The 24,238-nt window shown below is 41.2% G+C and carries 21 protein-coding genes; 10 read left to right on the top strand and 11 right to left on the bottom strand.

Going from position 1 to position 24,238, the window contains the following annotated elements; translation table 11 throughout:
* The first annotated feature begins 70 nt into the window (after positions 1-70).
* Positions 71-913: a hypothetical protein gene (locus WCM76_05580; GenBank protein ID MEI6765092.1), complete on the top strand. Its 843-nt coding sequence runs from the start codon at positions 71-73 to the stop codon at positions 911-913.
* Positions 914-972: 59 nt separating this feature from the next.
* On the opposite strand, the gene WCM76_05575 is transcribed toward WCM76_05580, so the two are convergent.
* Positions 973-2,883 (bottom strand): YgiQ family radical SAM protein, encoded by a 1,911-nt coding sequence (locus WCM76_05575; GenBank protein MEI6765091.1) that lies wholly within the window; start codon positions 2,881-2,883, stop codon positions 973-975.
* A gap of 46 nt (positions 2,884-2,929) precedes the next feature.
* Between WCM76_05575 and WCM76_05570 the strand changes: the two genes are divergently transcribed.
* The 3 genes from WCM76_05570 (at position 2,930) to WCM76_05560 (ending at position 6,338) form a co-directional block, all read left to right on the top strand.
* Complete coding sequence (locus WCM76_05570; protein MEI6765090.1) at positions 2,930-4,087, top strand: C1 family peptidase; 1,158 nt, start codon at positions 2,930-2,932, stop codon at positions 4,085-4,087.
* A gap of 81 nt (positions 4,088-4,168) precedes the next feature.
* On the top strand, positions 4,169-5,254 hold the full coding sequence (locus tag WCM76_05565) for a C1 family peptidase (GenBank protein MEI6765089.1): 1,086 nt from the start codon (positions 4,169-4,171) through the stop codon (positions 5,252-5,254).
* Position 5,255: 1 nt separating this feature from the next.
* Positions 5,256-6,338 carry a hypothetical protein gene (locus WCM76_05560; protein MEI6765088.1) on the top strand — a complete coding sequence of 361 codons (1,083 nt, stop codon included), beginning with the start codon at positions 5,256-5,258 and terminating at the stop codon, positions 6,336-6,338.
* Between the two features lie 2 nt (positions 6,339-6,340).
* Here the strand turns inward: WCM76_05560 and WCM76_05555 are convergent, their stop codons facing one another.
* The 5 genes from WCM76_05555 to WCM76_05535 form a co-directional block, all read right to left on the bottom strand.
* A complete protein-coding gene (locus WCM76_05555; protein MEI6765087.1) occupies positions 6,341-8,896 on the bottom strand; it encodes a carboxypeptidase-like regulatory domain-containing protein in 2,556 nt (851 codons plus the stop codon).
* Positions 8,897-8,903: 7 nt separating this feature from the next.
* Positions 8,904-9,551, bottom strand: a complete 648-nt coding sequence (locus tag WCM76_05550; protein ID MEI6765086.1) for a carboxypeptidase-like regulatory domain-containing protein — start codon at positions 9,549-9,551, stop codon at positions 8,904-8,906.
* Positions 9,552-9,723: 172 nt separating this feature from the next.
* The gene (gene rpmB, locus WCM76_05545) at positions 9,724-9,960 is read right to left on the bottom strand and encodes a 50S ribosomal protein L28 (protein MEI6765085.1); all 237 of its coding nucleotides are present in this window, start codon (positions 9,958-9,960) and stop codon (positions 9,724-9,726) included.
* 83 nt (positions 9,961-10,043) lie between these two features.
* A complete protein-coding gene (locus tag WCM76_05540; GenBank protein ID MEI6765084.1) occupies positions 10,044-11,288 on the bottom strand; it encodes a competence/damage-inducible protein A in 1,245 nt (414 codons plus the stop codon).
* Positions 11,289-11,363: 75 nt separating this feature from the next.
* A complete protein-coding gene (locus WCM76_05535; protein MEI6765083.1) occupies positions 11,364-12,245 on the bottom strand; it encodes a universal stress protein in 882 nt (293 codons plus the stop codon).
* A gap of 66 nt (positions 12,246-12,311) precedes the next feature.
* On the opposite strand from WCM76_05535, the gene WCM76_05530 reads away from it, so the two are divergent.
* Positions 12,312-13,187, top strand: coding sequence for a nucleoside phosphorylase (locus WCM76_05530; protein MEI6765082.1), 876 nt, complete (start codon positions 12,312-12,314; stop codon positions 13,185-13,187).
* A 1,113-nt stretch (positions 13,188-14,300) separates the two neighbouring features.
* Here WCM76_05530 and WCM76_05525 read toward each other — a convergent pair.
* On the bottom strand, positions 14,301-15,239 hold the full coding sequence (locus tag WCM76_05525; protein MEI6765081.1) for a hypothetical protein: 939 nt from the start codon (positions 15,237-15,239) through the stop codon (positions 14,301-14,303).
* 97 nt (positions 15,240-15,336) lie between these two features.
* Between WCM76_05525 and WCM76_05520 the strand changes: the two genes are divergently transcribed.
* A complete protein-coding gene (locus WCM76_05520; protein MEI6765080.1) occupies positions 15,337-16,305 on the top strand; it encodes a hypothetical protein in 969 nt (322 codons plus the stop codon).
* Between the two features lie 94 nt (positions 16,306-16,399).
* Positions 16,400-17,329: a carbohydrate kinase gene (locus WCM76_05515; protein MEI6765079.1), complete on the top strand. Its 930-nt coding sequence runs from the start codon at positions 16,400-16,402 to the stop codon at positions 17,327-17,329.
* Between the two features lie 5 nt (positions 17,330-17,334).
* Here WCM76_05515 and WCM76_05510 read toward each other — a convergent pair whose 3' ends face one another.
* From WCM76_05510 to WCM76_05495, 4 genes are all read right to left on the bottom strand, one after another.
* Positions 17,335-17,964 carry a hypothetical protein gene (locus WCM76_05510; GenBank protein MEI6765078.1) on the bottom strand — a complete coding sequence of 210 codons (630 nt, stop codon included), beginning with the start codon at positions 17,962-17,964 and terminating at the stop codon, positions 17,335-17,337.
* Positions 17,965-18,031: 67 nt separating this feature from the next.
* Positions 18,032-18,946 (bottom strand): FISUMP domain-containing protein, encoded by a 915-nt coding sequence (locus WCM76_05505; GenBank protein MEI6765077.1) that lies wholly within the window; start codon positions 18,944-18,946, stop codon positions 18,032-18,034.
* Positions 18,947-19,342: 396 nt separating this feature from the next.
* A complete protein-coding gene (locus tag WCM76_05500; protein ID MEI6765076.1) occupies positions 19,343-19,939 on the bottom strand; it encodes an aminotransferase class IV in 597 nt (198 codons plus the stop codon).
* Positions 19,923-20,873, bottom strand: a complete 951-nt coding sequence (locus WCM76_05495; protein ID MEI6765075.1) for an aminodeoxychorismate synthase component I — start codon at positions 20,871-20,873, stop codon at positions 19,923-19,925. Before WCM76_05495 ends, WCM76_05500 begins: the two co-directional genes overlap by 17 nt.
* A gap of 81 nt (positions 20,874-20,954) precedes the next feature.
* Here WCM76_05495 and WCM76_05490 point away from each other — a divergent pair, with 81 nt between their 5' ends.
* The 3 genes from WCM76_05490 (at position 20,955) to WCM76_05480 (ending at position 24,018) form a co-directional block, all read left to right on the top strand.
* Positions 20,955-21,536 carry an aminodeoxychorismate/anthranilate synthase component II gene (locus tag WCM76_05490; protein MEI6765074.1) on the top strand — a complete coding sequence of 194 codons (582 nt, stop codon included), beginning with the start codon at positions 20,955-20,957 and terminating at the stop codon, positions 21,534-21,536.
* A 207-nt stretch (positions 21,537-21,743) separates the two neighbouring features.
* A complete protein-coding gene (locus WCM76_05485) occupies positions 21,744-22,475 on the top strand; it encodes a hypothetical protein (GenBank protein ID MEI6765073.1) in 732 nt (243 codons plus the stop codon).
* A 106-nt stretch (positions 22,476-22,581) separates the two neighbouring features.
* Positions 22,582-24,018 (top strand): exo-alpha-sialidase, encoded by a 1,437-nt coding sequence (locus WCM76_05480; GenBank protein ID MEI6765072.1) that lies wholly within the window; start codon positions 22,582-22,584, stop codon positions 24,016-24,018.
* Positions 24,019-24,238 lie beyond the last annotated feature (220 nt).

Raw genomic sequence — 24,238 nt, 5'->3', positions numbered from 1 at the left:
TAATTAAAATTAACGATAATTAACGTGTATTTTTCATGTTTCGGATATGCACGTCCAAAATTAAATGATTATGAGGAAATGTATTATTCTTTCCATCTTTATTGTGGCAGCCTGGACTTCGCATGCCCAGAGTTTCATGATGAATAAGGATCCTGAGAAAACACGTGGCTACAGCTCAGATTTGAAATACGGCTTCTTCCCGTTCAGCGGGCGCGGCCAATTGCGCGATGTATTCAACGGCTACGGCGAAAATGCAAGCTATGCATTGAAGGAATTGCAGTACACTTCGGTTTCGCTTTCAGTCGATTCTATCAATTCCAACTCTTTTTATGTTGAGGTTTTTTCGCTTACACCCGGCGTGAGCATCGGACGATTTAGCCTGGGCTCACAGATTACACAATCAGATATTGAGTCTGACTCTTCTGCTTCATACAAAAGCCTCGCTATCCGAAAAATGATGAACGGTGGCGGAAATTTCAGCGTGAATTTTAATCGGCCGCTCATCTACGCTCCCTTTACGGATGCGAACAGAAATTATTTTTTGCTGAACAGTTCAATTACTGTCTACGCAGATGTTACACGCATGAATTCATTCATCTACAATCCGGGACTGGGCGCTCAGGTGAATCTGGATTTTGATTTAAGGTTGCTTTCCAATAAAAGTGAGATTATGATTGGAAACCTTTACAGGATGGGCATACGCGGAAGAGTTTTATACAATGCCTTTGATGCGAAATACCGCAACAGGAATGATATTGACGGAAGTCTTAATAATATGGTTATTCTCGCAGGGAGCGTGTATGCAGGGCTCGGACCTGTTTTTGTTGAACTTGGATATAACTTCAGCAACCGTAATATCATTGAAGGCAATCAGAATTTGCTTAAAGTTAGCCTGCAGCCGGTAAAATTCTAGTTATAGAGTTTTAGTCGTTGAGTCCGTCGACCGACGCATCGAAACGCCGAAACTCAATATTACTGCCTTTTCATTAATAATTTCCGTGCAATATCCGGTCTGTTGATTCGGTTCAGCAGAAAACGGAGTTTTTCCGAATTTTCTTTTTTGTACCAGAAGAAAAAACTTTTCTGATCATTTTTGTCGTCGCGCGTACGCGCCGAATACACCTTTTCTCCCGTATATGGGTCTATGCCTGTATAAAACATTACCGAGGCAAGCGTCATGGGCGTAGGTGTGAAGTCCTGCACCTGCTCCAGCCTGTAGCCCAGTTCTTTGGTTTGTGCCGCTAATTCTGCCATATCGGCAAGTGTGCTCCCGGGATGCGAAGAAATAAAATAGGGGACAATCTGTTGGCGGAGTCCGTGCTGAGAAGATATTTTTTCAAACTCAGTAGTAAACTCTTTGAATAGCTTGAACGATGGCTTACGCATAAGTTTCAGCACATGGTCCGACGAATGCTCAGGAGCAATTTTTAACCTTCCTGAAACATGATGTGCAATTACCTGTTTCGCATAAGCGGAATAATTTCCTTTTTTGTTTTCTGCCGCAGTTTTCCCAGTAATCATGTCGTAGCGGATTCCACTGCCAATAAATATTTTTCGGATGCCCTGCAGTGCCTGCACCCGTTTGTAAAGAGCTGTCAGTGGGCCGTGATCATCATTCAGGTTGGGGCAGTTGGCAGGGTATATACACGACGGGCGCTTGCATTTCATACATTGGTTGATATTCGTGCCTTTCATGCGGTACATGTTCGCGCTGGGTCCGCCAAGGTCGGTGAGGTTGCCCGTAAAGCCGGGTATTTTCTTTATTTCTTCAATTTCATGGATGATGGATGCTTCCGAACGACTGGCAATGAAGCGACCCTGGTGTGCGGAAATGGTGCAAAAGCTGCATCCGCCAAAACATCCGCGATGAATAGTAACAGAAAATTTTATCATTTCCCATGCCGGAATGCTGCCTCTTTTTTTGTAACGCGGATGAGGCAAACGTGTGTATGGCAAGCTGAATGAGGCATCCAGCGTGGATTCATTCATGGGCATAAGAGGCGGATTTACCACAATACTGAAACTGTCTGAATCCTGAATCAGCCTGGCCGAAATCATTTTATTCGACTCTGTTTCAATAATGCGAAAGCTTTCCGCGAACGCTTTTTTATCTTTTACACACTGCTCGTGCGATGGCAATTCCAGCGTTTCTTCTGCATAGTGTAAACAATGCTTTTTTGCTTTTGAAATGCGAAATGCCGTTTGCGGAAGATTGTTCAATTCCTCTATTTTGCTGCCACCGGCCAATGCATGAACCACCTGTATGATGGCTTGTTCTCCCATGCCATAAATGAGCATATCGGCTTTGCTTTCCGCCAATACCGATGGCTTTAGGGTATCAGACCAGTAATCGTAATGCGTGAATCTTCGAAGCGAAGCCTCAACGCCGCCAATAATAACAGGCGTTTCAGGAAATATTTGTTTAAGAATTCGTGTGTACTCATAGGTGGCGTAATCAGGTCTGAATCCCGATTTGTCGCCTGCAGTATATGCATCGTCGGAGCGGAGGCGCAGACCTGCCGTGTAATGATTTACCATGGAGTCCATGCAGCCCGCCGTAACACCAAAGAACAGGCGTGGGCGACCGAGTTTTTTGAAATCACGAAGGTCGTCGCGCCAGTTTGGCTGTGGCAATATCGCTACCCTGAAACCTTCGTGTTCTATGATGCGCGCTATTACAGCATGCCCAAACGACGGGTGATCCACGTAAGCATCCCCCGATACGATAATCACGTCGGCCTGTTTCCAGCCACGCCGGTCCATCTCTTCACGGGTTACCGGCAGCCAGTCTGTTATAGGACGGAGTTCTTCCAAATCTTTTAATTGAATACCAAAAGTATAACAAATGACCGAAAACCCGCTTGCTTTCTTTTTGCAATTCATCCTGCAACTCAATAATTAAGGATACTTTTTTTTATCTTTGTAATCAATGAGAATCAAAAATATGCTGCGCTGTACAAGGTTTTTCTGTATCGGATTTATTTCTGTTTTTTCGTTCCTGAATCTCAATGCACAGAAACCGGCATTCAATACGCTGTTTGCCGTTCACGCAACATCCTGTAAAAATCAAGCACACTCAAGTACCTGCTGGAGTTTTGCGACCACGAGTTTTATTGAATCCGAACTTTTTCGTATCAGTAAATCCGACGTTGACCTTTCAGAGATGTTCTTTGTTCGCCACATATATCCTGAAAAATCGGTTAATTATATCCGCTGGCACGGTAAATCGTTTTTTACACCGGGCGGTCAGCCGCATGATGTGCTGAACGTCATTAAGAATTACGGATTCGTTCCTGAAAATGCTTACCGCGGAATTCAGAAAGGGAAGTGGCTGCCCGAACATGCTGAGCTTGATACCTTGATGAAAGTCATCACCCGGAACATTGCAAACAGTGAAAACGGCGGCGTTAATGGACCGTGGAGAAATGTGATTGAAACTGTTCTGGACGACTATCTTGGGAAACTTCCTGTCACCTTTTCATCGGGAGGAAAGGAATTTACACCCTTTTCGTTCCTTCAGTCCACGGGCTTTAATCCGGATGATTATGTTGAAATAACTTCCTACATGCATCATCCATACTATTCCTCTTTTGTTCTGGAAACAAAGTATAACTGGTCGCACGACAGCTATTATAATATTCCGTTTACGGAATTTTCCGAACTGTTTAAACATGCTCTGGAAAACGGTTATTCAATAATATATAATGGCGATGTAAGCGAAGATGAATTTTCATCAGAGTTCGGAATGGCCGTGCTTCCTGTAAAGAAGTGGGAAGAGAAAAACGAATTGCAACAGCAGCAGACTTTTCTCGGTCGCGAAGAAGAATTTGTTCCAACGGCAGAATTGCGTCAGCAAATGTTTGACTCTCGTGCCACAACGGTTGACCATGTTATGCATATTACCGGTCTTGCTGAAGATGCTAACGGAAAGAAATATTATATTATCAAAAATTCGTGGGGCGACCCTGCATCTAACGGGGGAGTTATATACATGTCAGAATCATACCTGCTGCTGAAGTGTGTTTCCGTTTTAATAAATAAAGAGGCGCTTAAACCTGCGCTGAGAAAAAAACTGGGTATTAATTAAAAATACTTCAACCGAAACGCATACTATTTGTTGTCTTGTTTTATGAATGCGTTGTGAAAACTGAATAATACTATTAATGTGATGAGAAAACACAATTTTTTTGTACGGACATTACCGATGCTTATTTTCTTACTGTCAGCTACAGTTTCGGTAGCCCAGTTTGAGAATATTAAAATTATTAAAGAGGTAAAATGCGGTCCGGTTGAAAATCAAAAGATGTCAAGTACGTGCTGGAGTTTTGCCACCTGCTCTTTTATAACAAGTGAGCTTATTCGGATGGGAAAACCTGCCGTAAATCTGTCGGAAATGTATTTTGTGCGCAAAGCATATGAGCAAAAGGCCGTTTATTACCGCCGCCTGCAAGGGAATGCTAATTTCGGTCCGGGCGGTCAGGCGCACGATGTTATGAATATGATGCGTGATTACGGCGCCGTTCCGGAAAGTGTTTATACAGGATTGGATTCATCAGGGCAAATGATAGATCATGAAGTAATGGACGCCCTGCTGCTCGACATTGTTAAACTTGCAGTAAAAGATAATCTGAGCGAGAAGTCTATCAACGCTTTTATTGCCGTGCTCGATTCCTATTTAGGCAAAGTACCCGAAAATTTTACGTACGAAGGAAAATCATATACGCCTAAGACCTTTGCAGAATCCTTGACATTAAACCCCGATGATTATATTGAGTTTACTTCGTATACCCATCATCCGTTCTATAAATCATTTCGCCTTGAAGTGCCCGACAATTGGGCGTTTGGCGATTATTATAATCTCCCGATTGATGAACTTATGCAGATAATTGACAACGCCCTTGATAACGGCTATTCCGTTGACTGGGATGGCGATGTTAGTGACGACCAGAAATTCTCTGCCAACGGGGGAGTCGCAAAACTCAGCGATGAATCAATTCCTGTTACACAAAAAAAACGACAGGAAGGCTTTGATGATTATGATGTTACCGACGATCATTTGATGCACATTACAGGATATGGAAAAGATGCGTCGGATAAAAAATTCTACCTTACTAAAAATTCATGGGGAACAGCCAAGGGTCACGAAGGTTTTTGGTTTATGTCCGATGCCTTTGTGCGGTACAAAACCATCGCAATTATGGTACATAAAGATGCCGTTCCTGCTGCCATTAAAGCCAAACTCGGAATAAAGTAATATGAGATATTTTCTTTCTGTATTCCTGGTTTGTTTCGGATTCTTTTCACTGTCGGCCCAAACAGACAAAGAGAAATCTGTAGATTTTGCCCGAAAAGGAATCAAACTCGTTGACCTTAAAAAGTATGATGAAGGCATTGCCATGTTTCGGAAAGGAGCAGCGCTTGATACCGGCAATTCACTTTTTTATTATGAAATAGCAACGGCTTTTTACATGCAGGAAAAGTTCGATTCCGTAATATTAATTATGCGTAAAGTGCTTGATAAGCCTGATGCGAATGATCAGTTTTACCAGATACTGGGAAATGCGTTCGATATGAAAAAGGAATCGGAACGAGCCATGGAAACCTATCGTGCAGGACTTAAAAAATTCCCTGCATCCGGTATTCTTTATCTTGAGTGCGGCATTGTGATGCAGGCAAAAGACAGCACTCAAAAAGCCATTGAATACTGGGAAAGAGGTGTGAATGCCGACCCTGGTATTTCTTCCAATTATTATTATCTGGCGAAAGCTTATGCTGCAATGCCTGATAAAACCTGGGCGTTACTGTATGGCGAAGTGTTTATGAACATCGAACGTAATTCAAAACGCTCAGAAGAAATGAGCAAAATACTGTTTGATGCATCTGATAGTTATTTACAGAATATTGCTGAACCAAAAGCAGCTTCCGCGATGTCCGATAACTCCGCTGTCAAGAATGATAACGAGAAGAACCCTGTAAAACCCTTCAATAAAGTGTTCGGGCAAACGATGCTCGAAAGTTATGTAAAGATTCGCGCTGAAGAGGAAAATATTGCGGGCATTGCACTGCTGTACTCTGTTGATTGCGACTTTGTGAAATCCTGGTATAGTAAATTACTTGACAAAAGCTATCCGAATATTATATTCAACCTTCACAAGGAACTTATTGCCAATGGCTATTTCGAAGCCTATTTACACTGGCTTTTTATGAAAGGAAATGAAAAGGAATTTGCCTTATGGTACAATGCGCATGTTGAAAAATATAAAGCCTTTGTGGCATGGTTCACGAAGAATCCGATGAAAATAAACGCACAGAATTTTATTTCGGGAACAAAATACTGACCTTAGAATTTAGCAATCAGCTTTACGTTTATCAGACGGCGCGTAAGTTCATTGGGAACTGCGTACTGCCTGCCATACACGTCTTTTACCCAAATGTACGAAATCGTGTTAAGCCTGCCGAGAAGGTTAAATACTTCGGCACTTATCCAAATTGAGCGAAAAATATGGAAGGGGTTTTTCTTTGGCAACGGATTGCTTTCAAGCAGCAGCTCTTTTGAAAAGCCGACATCTACCCTGAAATAGGATGGCATCCGCAAGGTGTCCTGGTAGCGGTTATGGCTCGGAGGACCGAATGGCAGCGGGCTTGCGTATACAAAATTCAGGTGCATTTTGTACGTCGGGTTTTTCGGTAAATGGTCCTGAAAAAATAGATTCACGTTCAGGAACTGATCTGTAGGACGAGGAATATAACCCGGAAATTTTTTCACCGTGTCAGCAATAGGCGTGTTGTTATATCCCGGTATCACCCGCTTTCCTTCGCTGTCATAATACGCATAATAGTAATCATCCGTAATGTCCTCGCGCGTTTGCATGAGCGAAAATCCAAACCACGATTCTACGTCTTTAACAAATTCACCATTAATTTTAAAGTCAAGACCTGTGGCATAACCGTGAGCATTGTTGGTGGCAAAATACCGCAGCCGGACATTATCTATTTCGTAAGGAATAAGGTTGTCAAGATATTTATAATACACTTCCGTAACCAGCTTGAAAGGACGTTCCCATGCTTTAAAATTCCACTCTGCACCCAACAGTGCGTGTATAGATGTTTGTGCTTTCAGGTTATGATTGATGACGCCGTCAAGACCTCTCAGTTCCTTATAAAAAGGCGGTTGGTAATAATATCCGGTTGAAAAACGAAACGACCAGTTGTTCTTCCAGTGTGGTACAAAAGTTATGGAAGCTCTCGGGCTGAACAATAATTGCTTATTGAAATCCCAGTATTGGGCGCGTCCGCCAACGGTAACCAGAATCTTTGCACTGTCGGGTTCAAAGGTCCATGTGTTTTGAACGAATCCGGAGTAACGGTTTGAATTCAGATTTATCGTAGTATTCACAACATCCTGCAATACAAGTGCATTTTCAGGCTGCAAAGCAGGATTCGTGTATCCTACCGAATCTGATTGGCGGGGCTGTGTAAAGCCTGCCGAATCCAGCATACGCCATTCTTTCAGCCTGTCGTTAATAATCTCAACCTGATACTTTGCACCCCACTGAATAAAACTTTTTCCTTTGGATAAGGCTCCGCGGTGCTCGGCATTCACGACGGTAGCAATAAGATTATTGCGTGCATGATTCATATCGCTGCCTACACCAAGGCTTTGTTTCACATCACCGAATTCATCCTTGCTGAAATCCGTTTCAAGCTTTCCGATGTAGTATTGTCCCTGAATATCGTACATTTCACTCTCGTCTGTTGTGAAAGCCGATACCGTATATTTCAGTTTCAGGTTTTTGTTGGGACGGTTTGTCGCGGTGAGTGCGCCAAAATACGTTTGTATTCTGTCCACTTCCTGCCCGTCGAAATAGATTTTAAGCTGGTACGATTCCTTGATGGTGCCGAATTGCGTTTCCCGCGATTCAGGAACAACCAGATATTTGTTGCGCGCGTAATTTCCTAAAAAGCCGATCTCCCAATTTTCATTAATCTGGTAAGTCGTGTATAGCTGCACATCGGTAAACGAAGGCTTATACTGTCCTTGTGTTTCCAGCGCGTTCAAAAGATACTGGTTGGACTTCTGGCGCACGCCGAGTAAAAAAGTGAAGCGTTCGTTGTCTGAGGCGCCTTCAACGTGAGCCGTTGCGCCAAGGAGACTCAGATTCACGCTGCCGCCAAATTTCTTGGGCTTTTTGTATTGGATGTCGAGTACCGATGACATTTTATCACCGTATTTGGCTTCAAATCCACCCGAAGAAAATTGTACATTCGACGTAAGATCAGAATTTACAAAACTCAACCCTTCCTGCTGTCCGCTGCGTGTCAGAAAGGGTCGGTAAACCTCAATATCATTTACATAAACCAAATTTTCATCGAAGTTGCCGCCTCGTACCGAGTATTGCGAGCTCAATTCATTGTTGGAATACACGCCGAGACTGGCTCGTTTTACAAGTTCTTCAATGCCGCTTCCCGAAACGGACGGAATATAATCTGCATCTTTTGGATTGATGCGCGTAATACCAACCTGTTCATTTTTCTCAATAAACTCAAACGGCTTGATTTCTTTGATATCTTCATTCAGAACCATGTCGCGCTTTCTGCGTTCGCCCGGTCTGAGTGTCATCACCACTGTATCTGTTTTGTAGGCAATAAAGGAATAAATGAGCAGAATGGGTTTGCCCGCCGGAACTGAAAGCTCGTAATAACCGGATTTATCGGTTCGGCTGCCGCTGGGAAGTCCGGCAATAGAAATATTTACCAGTTCAACAGCCGTTTTTTTAGTGTCGGTAACATGCCCGTAAACAACTGCTTTTTCCTGAGCCTGGCTGACAAAAACCATCATCACCGGCAACAGGGTTGCCAGTATTGTCAGGAAACTCAAGGGTTTCAGTAATTTCATTCCCGAATCAGTCTTTGTCTTTTTTTGATTTGAATTTTCCTTCCTTCCATGCCTTAATAAACTTAGCCCATGCAAAGGGGTTCAAAAGGTTATTCGGTGGAAGCTGCCCCGCGTAATAGTATTTACTCGTTGTCTTCTCAATGAAGTTTCTGTAATTCATGGCGCCGTCCATTTTCCAGTCCTCATTAATAATGAGTCGTTCAATGACCTCAACATTTTTACGCGCTCGCTCCATATCGTCATCGGGAATGTTGAGATTAACGAATGCCTGCTTGAATTGCTCATATGTAGGCCAGGGATAAATCACGGTTTCATTCATTATAAGGGTATCGGGCCGCATTACCTGAATAAGTGAATAGCGGTCTTTTGCAAGCGTATCGGGAATGGTATAAAATACGGTCTTATATCCCATGGATGAAAAAACAACCTCGTCGCCTTTGCGTGCAACAAAACTGAAGAAACCAAAAAAATCGCTGATGGTGCCGTGGTAGTTTTGTTTAACAAGAATACTTACAAAAGGGATTGGCTTTAGACTGTCGGCTGTAACCACAACGCCCGAAAACTGCACCAGAGTGGTGTCTTTTTGCTGTGCCTTCGCTATAGGGATGCTCAGCAATGTGAGAAATAGTAAGAGTAATAATGTGTGTCGCCTCATTTTAACATTCATTTCCGATAGCTGCCTGATTAATCTTCTGAAAGCAATACCTTAAACGGCGTTAAATTAAATTTATTGCCTATGCGAAAATAGCAGTAAAATCGGTTTCCGGGATAAAAAAAATGCTGTTACCGCCAAAGTAACAGCATTCAATATTATAGAGAATAATGTCTTATTTGATGTAGCCTTTTTGAAATGCTTCTTTCAGACATACATTTAAACCCTTTTTGTCAATGTTACGAATCCCGGAAGTTGATACTTTCAGCGTAATCCATAATTTTTCCTCAGGTAGCCAGAACTTTTTTGTCTGAAGATTAGGAATAAACCTTCTTTTTGTCTTTATGTTTGAATGCGATACATTGTTTCCTACAATGACTCTTTTACCTGTTATCTGACAAATCCTTGACATTTCCGTAAGTTTTAAAGATAAATACTGTTTCCACAATCGGGGTGCAAATTTCGCAATTTTTTTTTAATATAGCAAAATAAGGTTTAAAAAATCTTAATGATGTTCTTTCTCAATAAGTTAAGTGCATATAAAGAAGCCCGACTGATGTTTCTGCCCCTGTTATCGCCAAATTGAACCCGTATTGCAATGGTTTCTTCGGGTCCGGCAACGGCAATCCAGGTGGTGCCAACCGGTTTTCCTTCTGTTGCGCCTGAAGGTCCTGCAATACCTGAGGTTGCAACTGCAAAATCCGTTTTAAACAACTGCTTCACACCTTCAGCCATTTGCATTACAACAGCTTCGCTCACAGCCCCTTGCTCAATAATGGTATCTTCCTGAACGCCCAAAATTCCGGTCTTGACAGCATTATCATAGGCAACCACTGAGCCTGTGAAATACGCTGAGCTGCCCGGAACCGAAGTGATAAGATGCGCAATGCGACCTCCGGTGCAGCTTTCGGCAGTAGCCACCGTCATATTCCTCTTCAGAAGCAACTTTCCGATGATTGACTGCAGGGTGTCGCCATCGTATCCGAATATCAGCTCCGGAATAATTTTCTGAAGTTTTTCAATGTGTTGACTGATGCCGTCTTCTAAAAATTTCTTGTCTGTTCCGCTGGCTGTGAGCCTCAGTTTAACAATGCCCGCATCGGGCAACCATGCGAGTTTAATATGCTGTGGCAGCGATGATTCCCATTCGCTCAGGCGCTCAGAAAGAAATGATTCGCCCATGCCCATCGTCAGCACGGTTCTATATATAATATGTATGCCGCCCGCGCGTTTTTTGAGTTGTGGAATAATTTGTTCTTCCAGCATTTTTTTCATTTCAAAAGGAACGCCCGGCATAAAAAAGAAGTCTTTATCTCCTTTTGAAAACCACATTCCGGGTGCTGTTCCCACTTCGTTGCGAAGTGCCGTGGAGGCAGAAGGTATATCTGCCTGCTTCCGGTTCAGTTCGGTTAACCCGAGATCGCGCCCGGCAAAAATTCTTGTGATATCGGCAAGTGCCGTCGTATCTGTTTTTATGCCACAGTTAAAATAGGTGCAGAGTGCATCCCGTGTAATATCGTCTTTGGTAGGTCCGAGTCCGCCCGTGCAAATGATTACATCTCCATGATTTGAAGCAATATCAAGTGTTTCAAGAATATCGGCTTTATTGTCGGCAATGGTATATACCTGACGAACCTGTATTCCAACGGCTGTGAGTTCGGCTGAAATATGGGAGGCGTTGGTATTCTGAACCTGCCCGATGAGCAATTCGTCGCCAATACTGATTATGATTGCTTCCATAATACGAAGAGAAATTCGGACGCGAAGATAATTAATACCTGCGTAATCGCCCGAAAGTGTAAGCAAATACTAAAATTAACGCCAGGACAGTTCCCCGGTTTCTTTTGGAACGATTGACATTACCGGCACATCTGAATTGCGGATAATTTCGGTAGCTTCCGAATTTACAAAGAAGGGCACCAAAGATGTTTCCTGCTGTGTCATAATCATGATAAGATCAACATCGCCGGCTTGATTGGCATAATTGAGAATCATCGGTATGGTGTCTGATTCTTTATGGGCTTCAACCACTTCTACGCTGCACTTGATGTTGCGGTCTTCAATGAACTTCTGAACCTGCGACATCTGAGCATTCAGTTGGGTTACAATTGCTTTGTGGTTCGCCGACCAAAGGATAGATATCACTTTAATGGTTGAACCGAAAAGTTTTGCCATTTCAACGGCCCAACTTACTTTTTGACGGCTTTCCTGGGTAAGGTCTATAGGTACAAGGATAGAACGGCAGCCATCATAATGGTGTTTGCCGTTAATGGTCATTACCGGGCATTTGGCGTTGCGGATGACGCGACTGGTGTTAGCGCCTACCGATTTTTTATCGGATTCTTTGGCGTGTGCACCACTCGAGGTTCCCATCACTATAAATTTGGCTCCGATCATCTCGGCTACTTCTACAATTTTATGATGAACGCGTCCCTTGGCAACCATAGTGCGAATGGTCAGACCTGTTTCTTTTGCCGTTTTTTCTGCAAAATCGGCCAACTCAATTTCAATTTTGTTGACCATTTCTTCGCCCTGGTCAGACGAAAATAATTTGCTGAAGATACCCGAATCCTCATGCACGTAAAGTAGTGTGATATCGAGGTTTGAGAGTCTTGCAATGTTGTATGACTGCGACAGTGCAATCACCGATTGTTCCCTGAAATCGAAGGGAATCAAAATATTTTTAAAAGATTCCATTTCATTTAATATTTTTGTGGTTCTTTGTGAGGCTCACAAATGTAGTATATTTAAATACCAAAAGCAATGAAAAAAATATTTGAAGAATCTGAACTTATTCTGAACGCGGAAGGCGCCATTTATCATCTTGGCTGTAAACCGGGCGAAATTGCTGAAAATATTATTGTTGTCGGCGACCCAAAACGTGTAAATACCGTTTCCAAATTTTTTGACACGATTGATTTTAAACAGGAAAACCGTGAACTTGTTACACATACGGGAACACTCAACGGCAAAAGGATTACTGCCCTTTCTACGGGAATGGGTCCTGATAATATTGATATCGTTATAAATGAGCTTGATGCGCTTTTCAATATTGACCTGAAAGAGCGTGTTGTAAAAGATAAATTGACGTCATTAAACATTGTTCGTCTTGGCACTTCAGGTTCGCTTCAGCCTGATATTCCTATTGATTCATTCTGTATGGCCACTCATGGCCTGGGTATAGACGGTGTGCTGAATTTTTATGCCACTCCTAAAGGTTTTATTGACGATGAACTTACCGATGCTTTCATCAAACATACTTCATGGCCGGCTGATCTTGCAAAACCATATATTGTAAAAGGTTCTGAGAAACTTGCCAAGCAGATCGGCGAAGGATTCTACAGCGGTATCACGGCTACAGCTGCCGGTTTCTTTGGTCCTCAGGGCCGCGAGCTCCGTCTGGGTCTGGCATATCCTCAATTCAACAGTCTTTTTGAATCATTCAACCATAAAGGCATAAAAATATCAAACTTTGAGATGGAAACATCTGCATTGTACGGTCTTGGCGGAATGATGGGACACAATATGCTAACCGTTTGTGTAATCATTGCGAACCGTATCAAGCGCGAATACAGCAAGGATTACAAACCACTGATGGAAAAGCTTGTTCACACAGTTCTGGAGCGCCTTACGGCATAAATAGAATTATTAATTAATAATTTGACAATTAGTAATTAATAACAGCTTGTATAAAGAGCTAACTCTTGTGGGTTAGCTCTTTGTTTAGGGAAAACGCCCACTCTGCTTCTTTGCACCTTTGCGTGAAATCAGTTAACAATACAACGCAAGGGTTGAATTTTCTCTGTGTAACTCCGTGAAAACTCTGTGTTTCTCCGTGTTCTGTCTTTAAAATTTCACAGAGGTACACAGAGTGCCACAGAGTTATATTTTCAAGTCTTGACTCGCATTAGCAATTATCAGGGACGCGTTCATCTTTTCTTTGCGTCTTTGCGCCTTTGCGTGAAATCAGTTAACAATACAACGCAAGGGTTGAATTTTCTCTGTGTAACTCCGTGAAAACTCTGTGTTTCTCCGTGTTCTGTCTTTAAAATTTCACAGAGGTACACAGAGTGCCACAGAGTTATATTTTCAATTCTTGACTCGCGTTAGCAATTATCAGGGACGCTTTCATCTTTTCTTTGCGTCTTTGCGCCTTAGCGTGAAAAAAATTTCGTTAGCTAAATCTGCAACTTTTTCGCCTAAAGGTCAGTTTTAATTTCATTAATTTAAATTAACGAACATTAACGTTAAGTATTTTGAGGAAAATACTTTTCGTATCAGTAGAAAAATGTCGTCAAAAACACGTAAAATTAACGTATATTAACACATATTAATTCAAAATAACGAATAAATATTGCGAATCGCTTAAATCGCACTTTGTTATGTGATTAATATGCATTTGTGTTAACGCATAATATTTGCAAAAATCATATAATCAAATAATAACCAATAATACAGAATAAGTGTATTAGCTGATAATTACTATGAAATAATGAAATTTCTGAAAAATATAGAGGAGCGGGGATTTGTGACCCGGGGACGATTGATTTAACTCGTTTTTTCCGGAAGGAATCGCCGGTTGACACCTGTATAAGTTCAATGCCGCGTTTAACACTTTTCGGACAAGTTCAACAATTCAACAATTCAACAATATTGCTTTAAAACCTGAATTCTGCGAATTATTAATTCTTCACTATTAGTTATTAGTTCTTCACTATCCGTTATTAACTCTTAGTTTTATATTCTTCACTATTACCGCGTCTTATAGTAATAGTCGATACGGTCGAGGGGTTTCAGTGCTTTATCGAACCATACCTCGGAAGCGAGGAGCCCAAAATCATTATAGGTGTATTTTGTGATGTTCGTTGAACCGTCCTGTGGGTTATTTTCCTGCAGTCTGATGAGACGTCCTTTGGAATTATATTCATATAAATACTCCAGATAGGTTTGTCCGAATTTGGAAACGTACTCTTCGTGTACAAGATTGCCATTTTTATCGTAGCTGTATTTTATTTCATCTCCGGCCACACCGTCTTTATCTTCTTCATTTGTCAGGATGAGGCGGTTTTGCTTGTCATATTTGTAATTTGTAGAGAAAATGGCGCTTCCGTCTGCTCTTTTTTCTTTCTGCGCCATTAGTAATCCATTATTGTTACAATCATATTCCACCTGCTTTAAAATATGATTCAGAGTATCGGTAATTGTTTCAAGCAGAAGTATCCCGACAATAGAATAGCTGTATGTGCGGTAATACACGCTGAATTTTGCACCGGGATCAGTCACTTTTTCCTTTTCAAGCTTTCCGCTCTTTGAATAATAGTACTGCGTACTGCTGATGATTTTTCCTTTATCATTGCCGAAGGATTCATAAATAATACGGTCGCTGCTGTCGTACTGATAGGTGTATACTGTGTTCATCCCGCCATCAAGGTTATGCCGTGTTTCAAGCAGGGGATTCCCGTTTTTATCGAAGGTGAGTTCGTTTGACAGGGAGCCGGGTTCCTGATATACACCATCGTTACAGCTTACACTGTACACTTCGCAGGATACAATATCTGCAGCACTGATGAGCTTTTTATGTCTGAGACGTTCGTCTTCGTCGCGTTGACGGGCACCACCCGAATACTGGCAAAATGCCGTAACGGTTGTTGTTATGAAAAAAAGTATAAAAAGAAAATTTTTATTGACCATCATCATTCGGTTATCAGTAAATAATAGATGCGCCGCAAAGTAACAAAATTATCATGGCATTGAGCAAACATAATGATTTGTGGTTTAATTTTACGCGATGAAATTTTCGCTTTTCAAAAAAAATACAAATACACCTGATTCTTTTACCAATAAATCAGGAAGCGAATTCGCGAAAGACAGTCAAAGAGCATTTTCAAGTTTTGTTCTTACCATTGTTTCGGCATTGATAACACTTCCCTTGTTTATTCTGGTTTATCGCTATGTGCCCGACATTATTATTCCCATTGGTAAAGGAATGCGGATAGACCACGTTCTTACCTTCGCTCTGATTTTTATAATCATACGACTATTGGTGCATTTTATTCAATATTTTTTGTACGCGGCGCTCGTGGTTATGATAGTTGTGATGTGTGTGGGACAGATTGCAGGCAGATTCGGGTTTACGCATATGTACTATGCCTATGTTGACCTGGTAACTTATGTAGGTGCCCATAATGTTGATCTTCCGTTTTTCGACACCACGAAAACAAATATTAAAAATGGTGCCCAAATACGGGCTGCGATTGATTATGAGAATCCTGTAGTTCGCGATTTTGCAGTGGCTGCTTCTACAAAATATTTTTCAAAAGCCGATTATGATTACCGTTTCGAAAAGATTGTGCGGTATTTTTCTGTTTTCAAGGTATTGAGTACATGGACGTATGTGGACGATCCGCGCGGTGAAGATTATTATGCCAAGGCGAGTGAATCGGTAAAGCTGATGTCGGGCGATTGCGACGATTATGCCATACTGATGGCGGCCTGCATCAAGGCAACGGGCGGTACTGTGAGGCTGGTACGCACTGCAAATCACCTGTATCCTGAAGTTAGAACCGGCACTATGAAAGACCTGCCGGAACTTGTTGGTCTGATAAAAAGAACCCTGTTTTTGAAGGAGGCACTTGGTGAAAAGATTTATTACCATAGTGATAAATGGGACAATGTGTGGATGAATTTTGATTATACGAATATTTTTCCCGGAGGAAAATTCATGAGTACCGAAATCATTGGAATCATGGAAATTTAAGTAAGCCGTTTCATTGAAGAATCAGTTACAATAGTGAGTGCATAATGTTAGAGGAAAGAATTGTATTAATTTAGCCAAAGAAATTTTACTGCAAATGAGAAAAGTCTTGTGTATCGGCGAAGCCGTTTATGATATCATTTTTAAGAATGAACAACCTGTGGAAGCCAGACCGGGCGGCGCCATGCTGAATACATCGATATCACTGGGCCGGCTTAATGTACCGGTAAGTTTTTCGGGCGATTTTGCAAACGACCATGTGGGTCGGATAATACTCAATTATCTTCGCAATAATAACGTGAATACGCGTTATGTGAGCATGTATGAGAACGCCCGCTCACGCATTGCTCTTGCATTTCTGGATAAACAAAACAATGCCGATTATGCCTTTTACAAACTGCGAACCGATCAGGCATTGGTGTTAAATGTGCCCGATATAAAGCAGGACGACATCGTTATTTTCGGCTCTTATTTCGGTATCAAACCTGAAATTCGGGAGCAGCTGAAAGCCTTTCTGGAAAAGGCGCGCAACAATAAAGCTATATTAATCTACGATCCAAACTTCAGGCCGGCGCATTTGCATTTGTTACGCACGGTTCGTCCGTTCATTGAAGAGAATATTGCGGTATCGAATATTGTAAAAGGCTCTGATGAGGATTTTATGAATATTTACGGAACTGCCGACAGCAGCGAAACATACAAATTGCTGGAGCCGATTGGCTGTAGAAATTTTATTTACACAGCCAATTCAAAAGGTGTTGATTTGCGCAGCAGCGAGCTTACAAAACATTATCCTTCCAATGAGCTGGTACCGGTAAGCACTGTAGGGGCGGGCGATTCGTTTAATGCGGGACTTGTTTATGCATTGCTTGAAAACAATATTCTGTATGCTGATATTGACAACATTCAGCCTGAAATCTGGGATAAAATTATTGCGACTTCCATAGATTTTGCATCGCATGTGTGCATGATTTACGACAATTACATTACGGAAGAATTCGCAAAAAATTATATCAATAACGATTAGGGAAATCAATACTGACTTCTGCCATGACTAACGCTACAGTCAATACCTGATATAGGTGGGATATGACGTTTGTGGATTTTACCGTCTTTCTCGTATCGCACCCAATAGCCCATTTCAAAAGTGTAACATCCGATAATAAACTTCATGTGTCCGTATTCAAATGCGAAGCAGTTATAGAAACTGTTCCATTCATAATGATCGGCAATCCAGATAGAATAAACGACCATATTTTTGAAAGGCTCAAATTTCATATTTTGCTTCTCGAAACATACTTGGGTAGTTGTTCTGTTATCGGCTGCATATAGTGCTTGGATGTCAGAATTTAAATTGCCAAAATACTTTCCGGGGGAATGGAATTTTGAAATCTGACCTTTCGGCAGTTCACTTTTGTTTACGCTGCCCAAGCCCGATTGTACTTCTTGTCGTTTAGTAACAGAAGCACGGTTGCCATAATTTTGTGAAGAAGTTCGGTAATTATGATTTGGGATTTTTACAGTTTGGTTATTGCTCAATTGTTTATTCGCGATTGTATAATTGGACTTTTGTGTTATTGCTGTATTACCATGTCCGATTTGACCGAGGGCAACGACTGAAATACATAGAATAACGATGAATAAACTGAATATTTTTTTCATTTTTTTTGGAATTTGAAGGTTGATTTATTTGTTGTAAGTGAGTCGCAACTCACCCAAAATCATGCCATTATAATTTTATTATTTTTTGTGTAAGGACTTTATTTTCTGTTGCCATTTGAATCAAGTACAGGTCGGGTGGCAGGTCGCGGATATCGATTACGTTGATCTGATTTGAACATGTTGCTTTTAACACTATTTGGCCAATTGAATTATAGAAAATAATCATGGCTTCTTTGATGTCACCCATTGCCACATTCACAATGTCTGAAGCAGGGTTAGGAAACAACTGTATCCCTTCATTCTTCTTGTTTTCATTTAAACTGCTTGCAAGGGTATCACAAAGGCAGCGGACGGAAAGGCCGGTGGGTTTAAAATAGAACCAACGTTGAGCAATTCCATTGTTATAGGCAAACTCACGTTTCCATGCGAAATCTGCATTTGTATCCGTGGATGCCCAGAATAAGCCATACCCCTTTTTTAGTTCAAAGCTGCCATTGTATGAACGATACCCCCCGGGACCGGCAGAAAAACCATAATCATCCGTGGCATTTGTATTTGGGTCAATCCAATATTCAGTACCTATCGCTTTGAGTTTACCTCCGGCAATGCTATCTCCCCCCGCAAAGCCTGTCAGTACGGTCCATTCTGCATCGGTGGGGACATGCCAACCGTCAGGGCATAGACCACGACTGTCACTTACGGCTCTCCAGTTATACAAGAAACCATAAACGTCAACATTCACTGTGTCATTGTCATAAATGCAGTATGCTCCTATTGGGGCGCCCCATTGTGCTGCAACAGTAACATTCGGAATTGAATCGCCATTGTTGTAATGCGAAACCTTGAGATTTTCTTTCGTCCAAACCTGATTACCGATTGTAACTTTGTGGTAGATGTTGCCATCAATGTCTGTTATAGTCTGTGCAATGCACGGCATTACAGTAATAAAAAATAGACAAACTGATAAAATTTTACTTTTCATAATATTTGTATAATAAACAAAAATAATAATGCGGGAGATGCATTGCAACATCCCCCGCCTAAAAGCACTATTTATTTTTTATTGTAAGCATATTTAACTCCGAACCATCTTTCTCATGATTGATTTGATTTTTGATTAATAAATAATTTTTTATTTCAAATCAAAAATAATCATGAAAAGCCTTTAAAAACAGGACTTATAACACAAAAATAAATCTATATATATTTAGAAATTGATTGGTCTTGCAATTTAGTCGTCTGAACGAAAAATTGAGTGAACCCGTCTATAATGAGAAGAAATAATATGTGTCAATAATTCGACGAAATTATTACGATAGTGAAGCGATTTTTTTTAAAATATTGAAAAATATTAGATTTCAGAAAAAGTTTTTTGCTGCTAAAAAATGTGTTTTACCGAGAACGCCATTTCCTCATCAAATGGCCTCAGTGCGTTGATGAGCATCACACTTTTGCAGGATTTCAAATCGCCGACCGTAATATTTTTACCGTGTATGAAACCCTTGTCTAACAAGTATTGACGCATAGTACCCTGTAAAAGAGGTTCGGCAGGAGTGAACCAGGTGGTATCTTTTAATAACAGCACGTTTGCAATAGAAGTGTCTGTTATCATTCCGTTGCGGATAATCAGAATATCGTCGCACAATCCGCGCCGGGCGTACAGATTTTCAATTTTACTCCGGTCGGCATATTTGTGGGTGTAATCAATATTGCCGTCGTCAACAATTTTCAAACTGCTTATTTTTCGCGGCGTATAGCGCAAAAATTCAATTTTCTCAATAGCTGTTGTGTATACAATACGGCATCTGTATATGCCCTCCGAATATTGAGCGGGAATTGAAATGGTTTCTAAAATATCTGTATTGACAGGGCTTCCGAATAGTTCACTCGAAGAATACTGCATCCTTTTCAGATGATATCCGGGATGGCACATTGTGCCATACTCAACCCTGATTGTTTCAAGCAATTGGCACATACACTTTGTTTATCATTTCTTCATATTCTGAACGCGCATCACTATAGATGGTAATGCCACCGCCACTTTTATAATAGAGCTGTCCGTTTTCATTTTCAATGAAGCGTATCATAACGCCGCTGTCGAGGCTTATGCCATCAAAGTAACCGAAAACTCCGGTATAAAAACCACGTTCATAATTTTCGGCTTCAGCAATAATTTCCAGTGTTTTTTCTTTGGGCGCGCCGGTTACAGAACCTGCAGGCAGCAAGGAATTCATAATATCACCAATATGGCAGTTCCAGTTATCATCAACTTCACCGCATATTTCAGAGCTCACCTGCAAAAGATTTTTTTGATTGGTGCTTATACGATCGATAAATCGGAAACGCGGAACATGAACGTTTTTTGACACCATACTCAGGTCATTCCTGATTAAATCAACAATAGTGTAATGCTCTGCCGTTTCTTTTTTATCATTCAGAATAATGGATGCTGCGTTTGGGATATCCGCGTCAATGGTGCCTTTCATCGGGAATGAGTGAATATGTCCATTCTCAATTTTTACAAATGATTCCGGTGAGAAGCATACAAATTGATTGGTGTGTAATAAACAGTACAGTGCCGACGAATTATAGAATATTTCTGAAATTGACAGCGATGTCTTGATGGGCGTTTTTGCCGTGAGATTCACCAGATAGCTGTTGCCGTAGCACAAATGTGACATCACTTTTTCGTAGGCTGTTTGATATTCATGAAATGAAACCGGGTATGTGCTGAAATTACTACTTTTGGAAATGGGAAGCGGCTGACGCTGGCAATTGGTATGCGTGTTGATTTTATAGAAAATACCTGCTGCCGAGGCCTCTGACGGGGTAAGAACAAATGATCTGTTTGTACGCCCGTAATCTATGGCGAACATAAAGACCTGGCGGGCTGCGCCCAACTGATTCATTTGTTGAAAAATGCTGTTCACCGGAATAATCTGTTAAGGTTGCAAAATTATGATTTAATCGGCTGTTTGATAAATATTTTTATGACGCTTCTTATTCTGGATAATCACGATTCTTTTACATATAATCTTGTTCAGTTGGTTGAACAGTGCGGATGCCATGATATTATAGTAAGCAAAACATCCGAATTTGATTACTCCACATTTTTTGATGCCGCTATTATTTCTCCGGGTCCCGGACTGCCTGAAGAAACCCCGGATTTGATGAAATTTATATCGCATTATCATAAGACGAAAAAAATGTTGGGAATTTGTCTGGGGCATCAGGCTATTGCCGGTTTTTTCGGTGCCCGGCTAAAGCGTATGGAACTTCCGGCACATGGTATTGCTACCGAAATCAAATGTGAATCCGGCGATGTGCTGTTTGACGGAGTGCCGGATTATTTTGAAGCAGGCCGCTACCATTCATGGTTGGTGGACGCTGACAATTTACCGCTGTGTTTTTCGGTAATAGCGACAAGCAATAATCATGAAATAATGGGTATTCGGCACAAAGAATACGATATTGCCGGTTTGCAGTTTCATCCGGAATCCATTATAACTGCCTGTGGGAAACGTATTATCAGTAATTTTTGTTTATCGGTATTATCGGGTAAACAGCAATGAAAGCATATATCCTGTTGGCGGCTTCTGGCAGCGTGGCGGAATAACCGGATTTCTGAGAAGCCAATCGACAGCATCAATTTATGCTATCCTCCAAGTTGCTAATGTATTAGAAATATGTTAAAAGATTTGCATCCGGAACTTTTTTTAGTATCTTTAGCCCATTATTAGGAAAAAGAATCAACCCACTTATAAATTTAATTCTGGAAAATGATGAAAAATTATCTTAGAATTTTCGGGCTTTTGGTAGCGATAACAGTTGTCTTTACCGCCTGCAAAAAGGAAAGCACAACTCCTGCGAGTACAGGAACACCCACACCTGTTTCTCCGGCTTATTCACATGTTGGTCTGGGCGATTCGAATGGTGTTCCCAGTGGGACTTTCATCAGCCTTCCTTCATACATCAGTGTTGTAGGGAATATTGTGGCTGCAGCTCCCGGTGGAAAATCAGGGTCAGTACCTTTCAAACCGTATGCCACCAATAACTATATCGCTTCTGATAAAGGTGAATACGCACCACTTGGCGCCGGTATCATAGGTATCAACATTGCGTTTAAAAACAGTTTGAATTCACCTACTTCTTTTACACTCCCTGCCGGTCTTCTCTTTATTGATGATACTATCAGTACGGATGATACCACTAGAATTCCGCAGCATTGTTTTATGCTGAAGAATGTACAGGTAAATCTTGGAGCAGGAGAAACTGTAAAAGTTCAGGTGCTGACCTATTGCTCAAATCATCACTTCAGCTCACCTTTTGGTCTGAATTATCAATTTGGTCCGGTTAGCAATTATCCGGGATTGGTTGAGTTGACAAGCATCATGAAGGATAAGCAGCATCCTGTTGGGCAGGAATGGCGCATGCAGACCTGTGTTTGGGATATTACCAACGAATCAGGACTTACAACGGATGACCGGGCATTTTTAAATTCATTGCCATAAATCATTGTTAAGAAATTATTTTATAACGGCTGCCCGAAACGGTGGCCGTTTTTTATAACGCAGTAATCAGTTTATTTGATGGTTCTATCAAAATGTAAATAGAATAATGAAAGTACTGTTTCATTTTATTGTAAAAACATTTTTGGTCGCAGCCGCGATTATTGGATGTTCTTCATTGACCTTCGCCCAATGGAGTGTGCCGATAAATCTTTCGCCCGGAGCGGTTTCAGCCATATTAAATGAGAGTATGGGCTCCTGTATCGGAGTAAGTAACGATACGCTGCATGTAATATGGGCTGACAGGTTCAATTCAAAAACCGGAGCAATCTACTATACGCGTTCAGTTGACACCGGTCTGACGTGGAGTGCGCCTGTTTCAATAACATCCTTAACAGGCAACGCATATAATCCTGCAATAGCTGTCAATGGTAAGAACATTCATGTTGTATGGCGTGTAATAGACACAATAACCCAGCACCGGACTTCATGGTACAGGCATTCACCTGACGGCGGAAATACGTGGGGAGCTGCTATTGCTCTTGATACATCCGTGGCCGATTGGCCTGCTGTTGCTGTTTCGGGAAATATTGTTTATGTTGTAAATGATATTGTAACTTCTCAAACTCCTTATAATACAGAAATATTTTTTCTTAAATCCACAGATAATGGTATTACATGGAGTACACACCAACAACTCACCTATGCCACAGGTAGGTCGGAAGATGAAGCGATTAGTGCCCGGGGTAACAAGATTCACATGTCGTGGAATGATAACAGAACCGGGCAGATGCAAATATATTACAAAGAGTCTTCTGATTACGGTGTAAGCTGGGGACCTGATGTGGCCATAGTGCCGCCTTTTGATTACGGTACCATGGTAAGTGTAGACGGCGCAAATGTTGATGTTCCCTGTGCCGGTGCGGCTTCGGGACATTATCAGATTTATCTTGTGCAGTCTGCCGATTCAGGTGTAAGCTGGGGCCCGGCCGTAAATCTTACGAACGACCCTGCCAATACATATTATTACCCTTTCCTGACAAGAGATGGTGCTGACCTGCATTTGACGTATGTAAAATCGGGCGTTGGAGGACAATACTTACATTCAGCCAATGGCGGAATCAGCTGGAGTCTTCCTTATAATTTGGGTAATAGCCAAATTACTCCTTTTGTTGCCTATACAAGTTGCGCAGTACATATAATACTTCCCGACTCCGGTCGGATAAAATATTTTCGCAATCCCACCGGAAATGAGGGCAGTCATTGCAACCTGACAGGAATATCTTCAAATTCTGAAACCAATCTTGTAAAAGTTTATCCGAATCCATTTGAAGGGCAAGCTACAATTGAAATTTTGGGTGCTGAAAATATTGAACAAGCCGTGCTAAAAATCTATAATATGTTAGGCGGGGAAATTTTATTTTCAAAATTCGGGAATCAAAGAAAACTCATCGTAAACAGTGATAAGCTAGGCAATGGTATGTATATTTATATTGTATCAGAGAAAGACAAAGTGATTGCAAGAGGAACGTTTATTGTGAAATAGGAATGGTAGTATTGATTGGCGCAATAAAATATGAGAAGTGTCAATTAATTTCGGAAGCACACCCTCGGTTCATCAATAATACTTTTTTTCTATGCTTGTTATATTAGTAATTTATGCAACAAAGAAAACTCTGCGACCTGGAATTTCACGGTAACCAATTTCTATTTTTAGATAGTAACACGTTTATTAAACCCGGAATTATTCTTGCAAAATCGGTGTA

The organism is Bacteroidota bacterium (assembly GCA_037133915.1).
In the GTDB taxonomy this organism is placed as follows: Bacteria; Bacteroidota; Bacteroidia; order Bacteroidales; family CAIWKO01; genus JBAXND01.
The sequence above is the reverse complement of the archived record's forward strand: the minus strand, read 5'-3'. Positions and strand labels throughout refer to the sequence as shown.

What these genes read in the sequence shown, in the direction of transcription:
- WCM76_05535 (MEI6765083.1), bottom strand. Translation starts at nt 12,245, where the DNA reads ATGGAATCTTTTAAAAATATTTTGATTCCCTTCGATTTCAGGGAACAA.
- WCM76_05570 (MEI6765090.1), top strand. Translation starts at nt 2,930, where the DNA reads ATGAGAATCAAAAATATGCTGCGCTGTACAAGGTTTTTCTGTATCGGA.
- WCM76_05515 (MEI6765079.1), top strand. Translation starts at nt 16,400, where the DNA reads ATGAGAAAAGTCTTGTGTATCGGCGAAGCCGTTTATGATATCATTTTT.
- WCM76_05555 (MEI6765087.1), bottom strand. Translation starts at nt 8,896, where the DNA reads ATGAAATTACTGAAACCCTTGAGTTTCCTGACAATACTGGCAACCCTG.
- WCM76_05510 (MEI6765078.1), bottom strand. Translation starts at nt 17,964, where the DNA reads ATGAAAAAAATATTCAGTTTATTCATCGTTATTCTATGTATTTCAGTC.
- WCM76_05500 (MEI6765076.1), bottom strand. Translation starts at nt 19,939, where the DNA reads ATGTGCCAATTGCTTGAAACAATCAGGGTTGAGTATGGCACAATGTGC.
- WCM76_05505 (MEI6765077.1), bottom strand. Translation starts at nt 18,946, where the DNA reads ATGAAAAGTAAAATTTTATCAGTTTGTCTATTTTTTATTACTGTAATG.
- WCM76_05550 (MEI6765086.1), bottom strand. Translation starts at nt 9,551, where the DNA reads ATGAGGCGACACACATTATTACTCTTACTATTTCTCACATTGCTGAGC.
- WCM76_05560 (MEI6765088.1), top strand. Translation starts at nt 5,256, where the DNA reads ATGAGATATTTTCTTTCTGTATTCCTGGTTTGTTTCGGATTCTTTTCA.
- rpmB (MEI6765085.1), bottom strand. Translation starts at nt 9,960, where the DNA reads ATGTCAAGGATTTGTCAGATAACAGGTAAAAGAGTCATTGTAGGAAAC.
- WCM76_05530 (MEI6765082.1), top strand. Translation starts at nt 12,312, where the DNA reads ATGAAAAAAATATTTGAAGAATCTGAACTTATTCTGAACGCGGAAGGC.
- WCM76_05580 (MEI6765092.1), top strand. Translation starts at nt 71, where the DNA reads ATGAGGAAATGTATTATTCTTTCCATCTTTATTGTGGCAGCCTGGACT.
- WCM76_05525 (MEI6765081.1), bottom strand. Translation starts at nt 15,239, where the DNA reads ATGGTCAATAAAAATTTTCTTTTTATACTTTTTTTCATAACAACAACC.
- WCM76_05565 (MEI6765089.1), top strand. Translation starts at nt 4,169, where the DNA reads ATGAGAAAACACAATTTTTTTGTACGGACATTACCGATGCTTATTTTC.
- WCM76_05485 (MEI6765073.1), top strand. Translation starts at nt 21,744, where the DNA reads ATGATGAAAAATTATCTTAGAATTTTCGGGCTTTTGGTAGCGATAACA.
- WCM76_05520 (MEI6765080.1), top strand. Translation starts at nt 15,337, where the DNA reads ATGAAATTTTCGCTTTTCAAAAAAAATACAAATACACCTGATTCTTTT.
- WCM76_05540 (MEI6765084.1), bottom strand. Translation starts at nt 11,288, where the DNA reads ATGGAAGCAATCATAATCAGTATTGGCGACGAATTGCTCATCGGGCAG.
- WCM76_05490 (MEI6765074.1), top strand. Translation starts at nt 20,955, where the DNA reads ATGACGCTTCTTATTCTGGATAATCACGATTCTTTTACATATAATCTT.
- WCM76_05495 (MEI6765075.1), bottom strand. Translation starts at nt 20,873, where the DNA reads ATGAATCAGTTGGGCGCAGCCCGCCAGGTCTTTATGTTCGCCATAGAT.
- WCM76_05480 (MEI6765072.1), top strand. Translation starts at nt 22,582, where the DNA reads ATGAAAGTACTGTTTCATTTTATTGTAAAAACATTTTTGGTCGCAGCC.
- WCM76_05575 (MEI6765091.1), bottom strand. Translation starts at nt 2,883, where the DNA reads ATGAATTGCAAAAAGAAAGCAAGCGGGTTTTCGGTCATTTGTTATACT.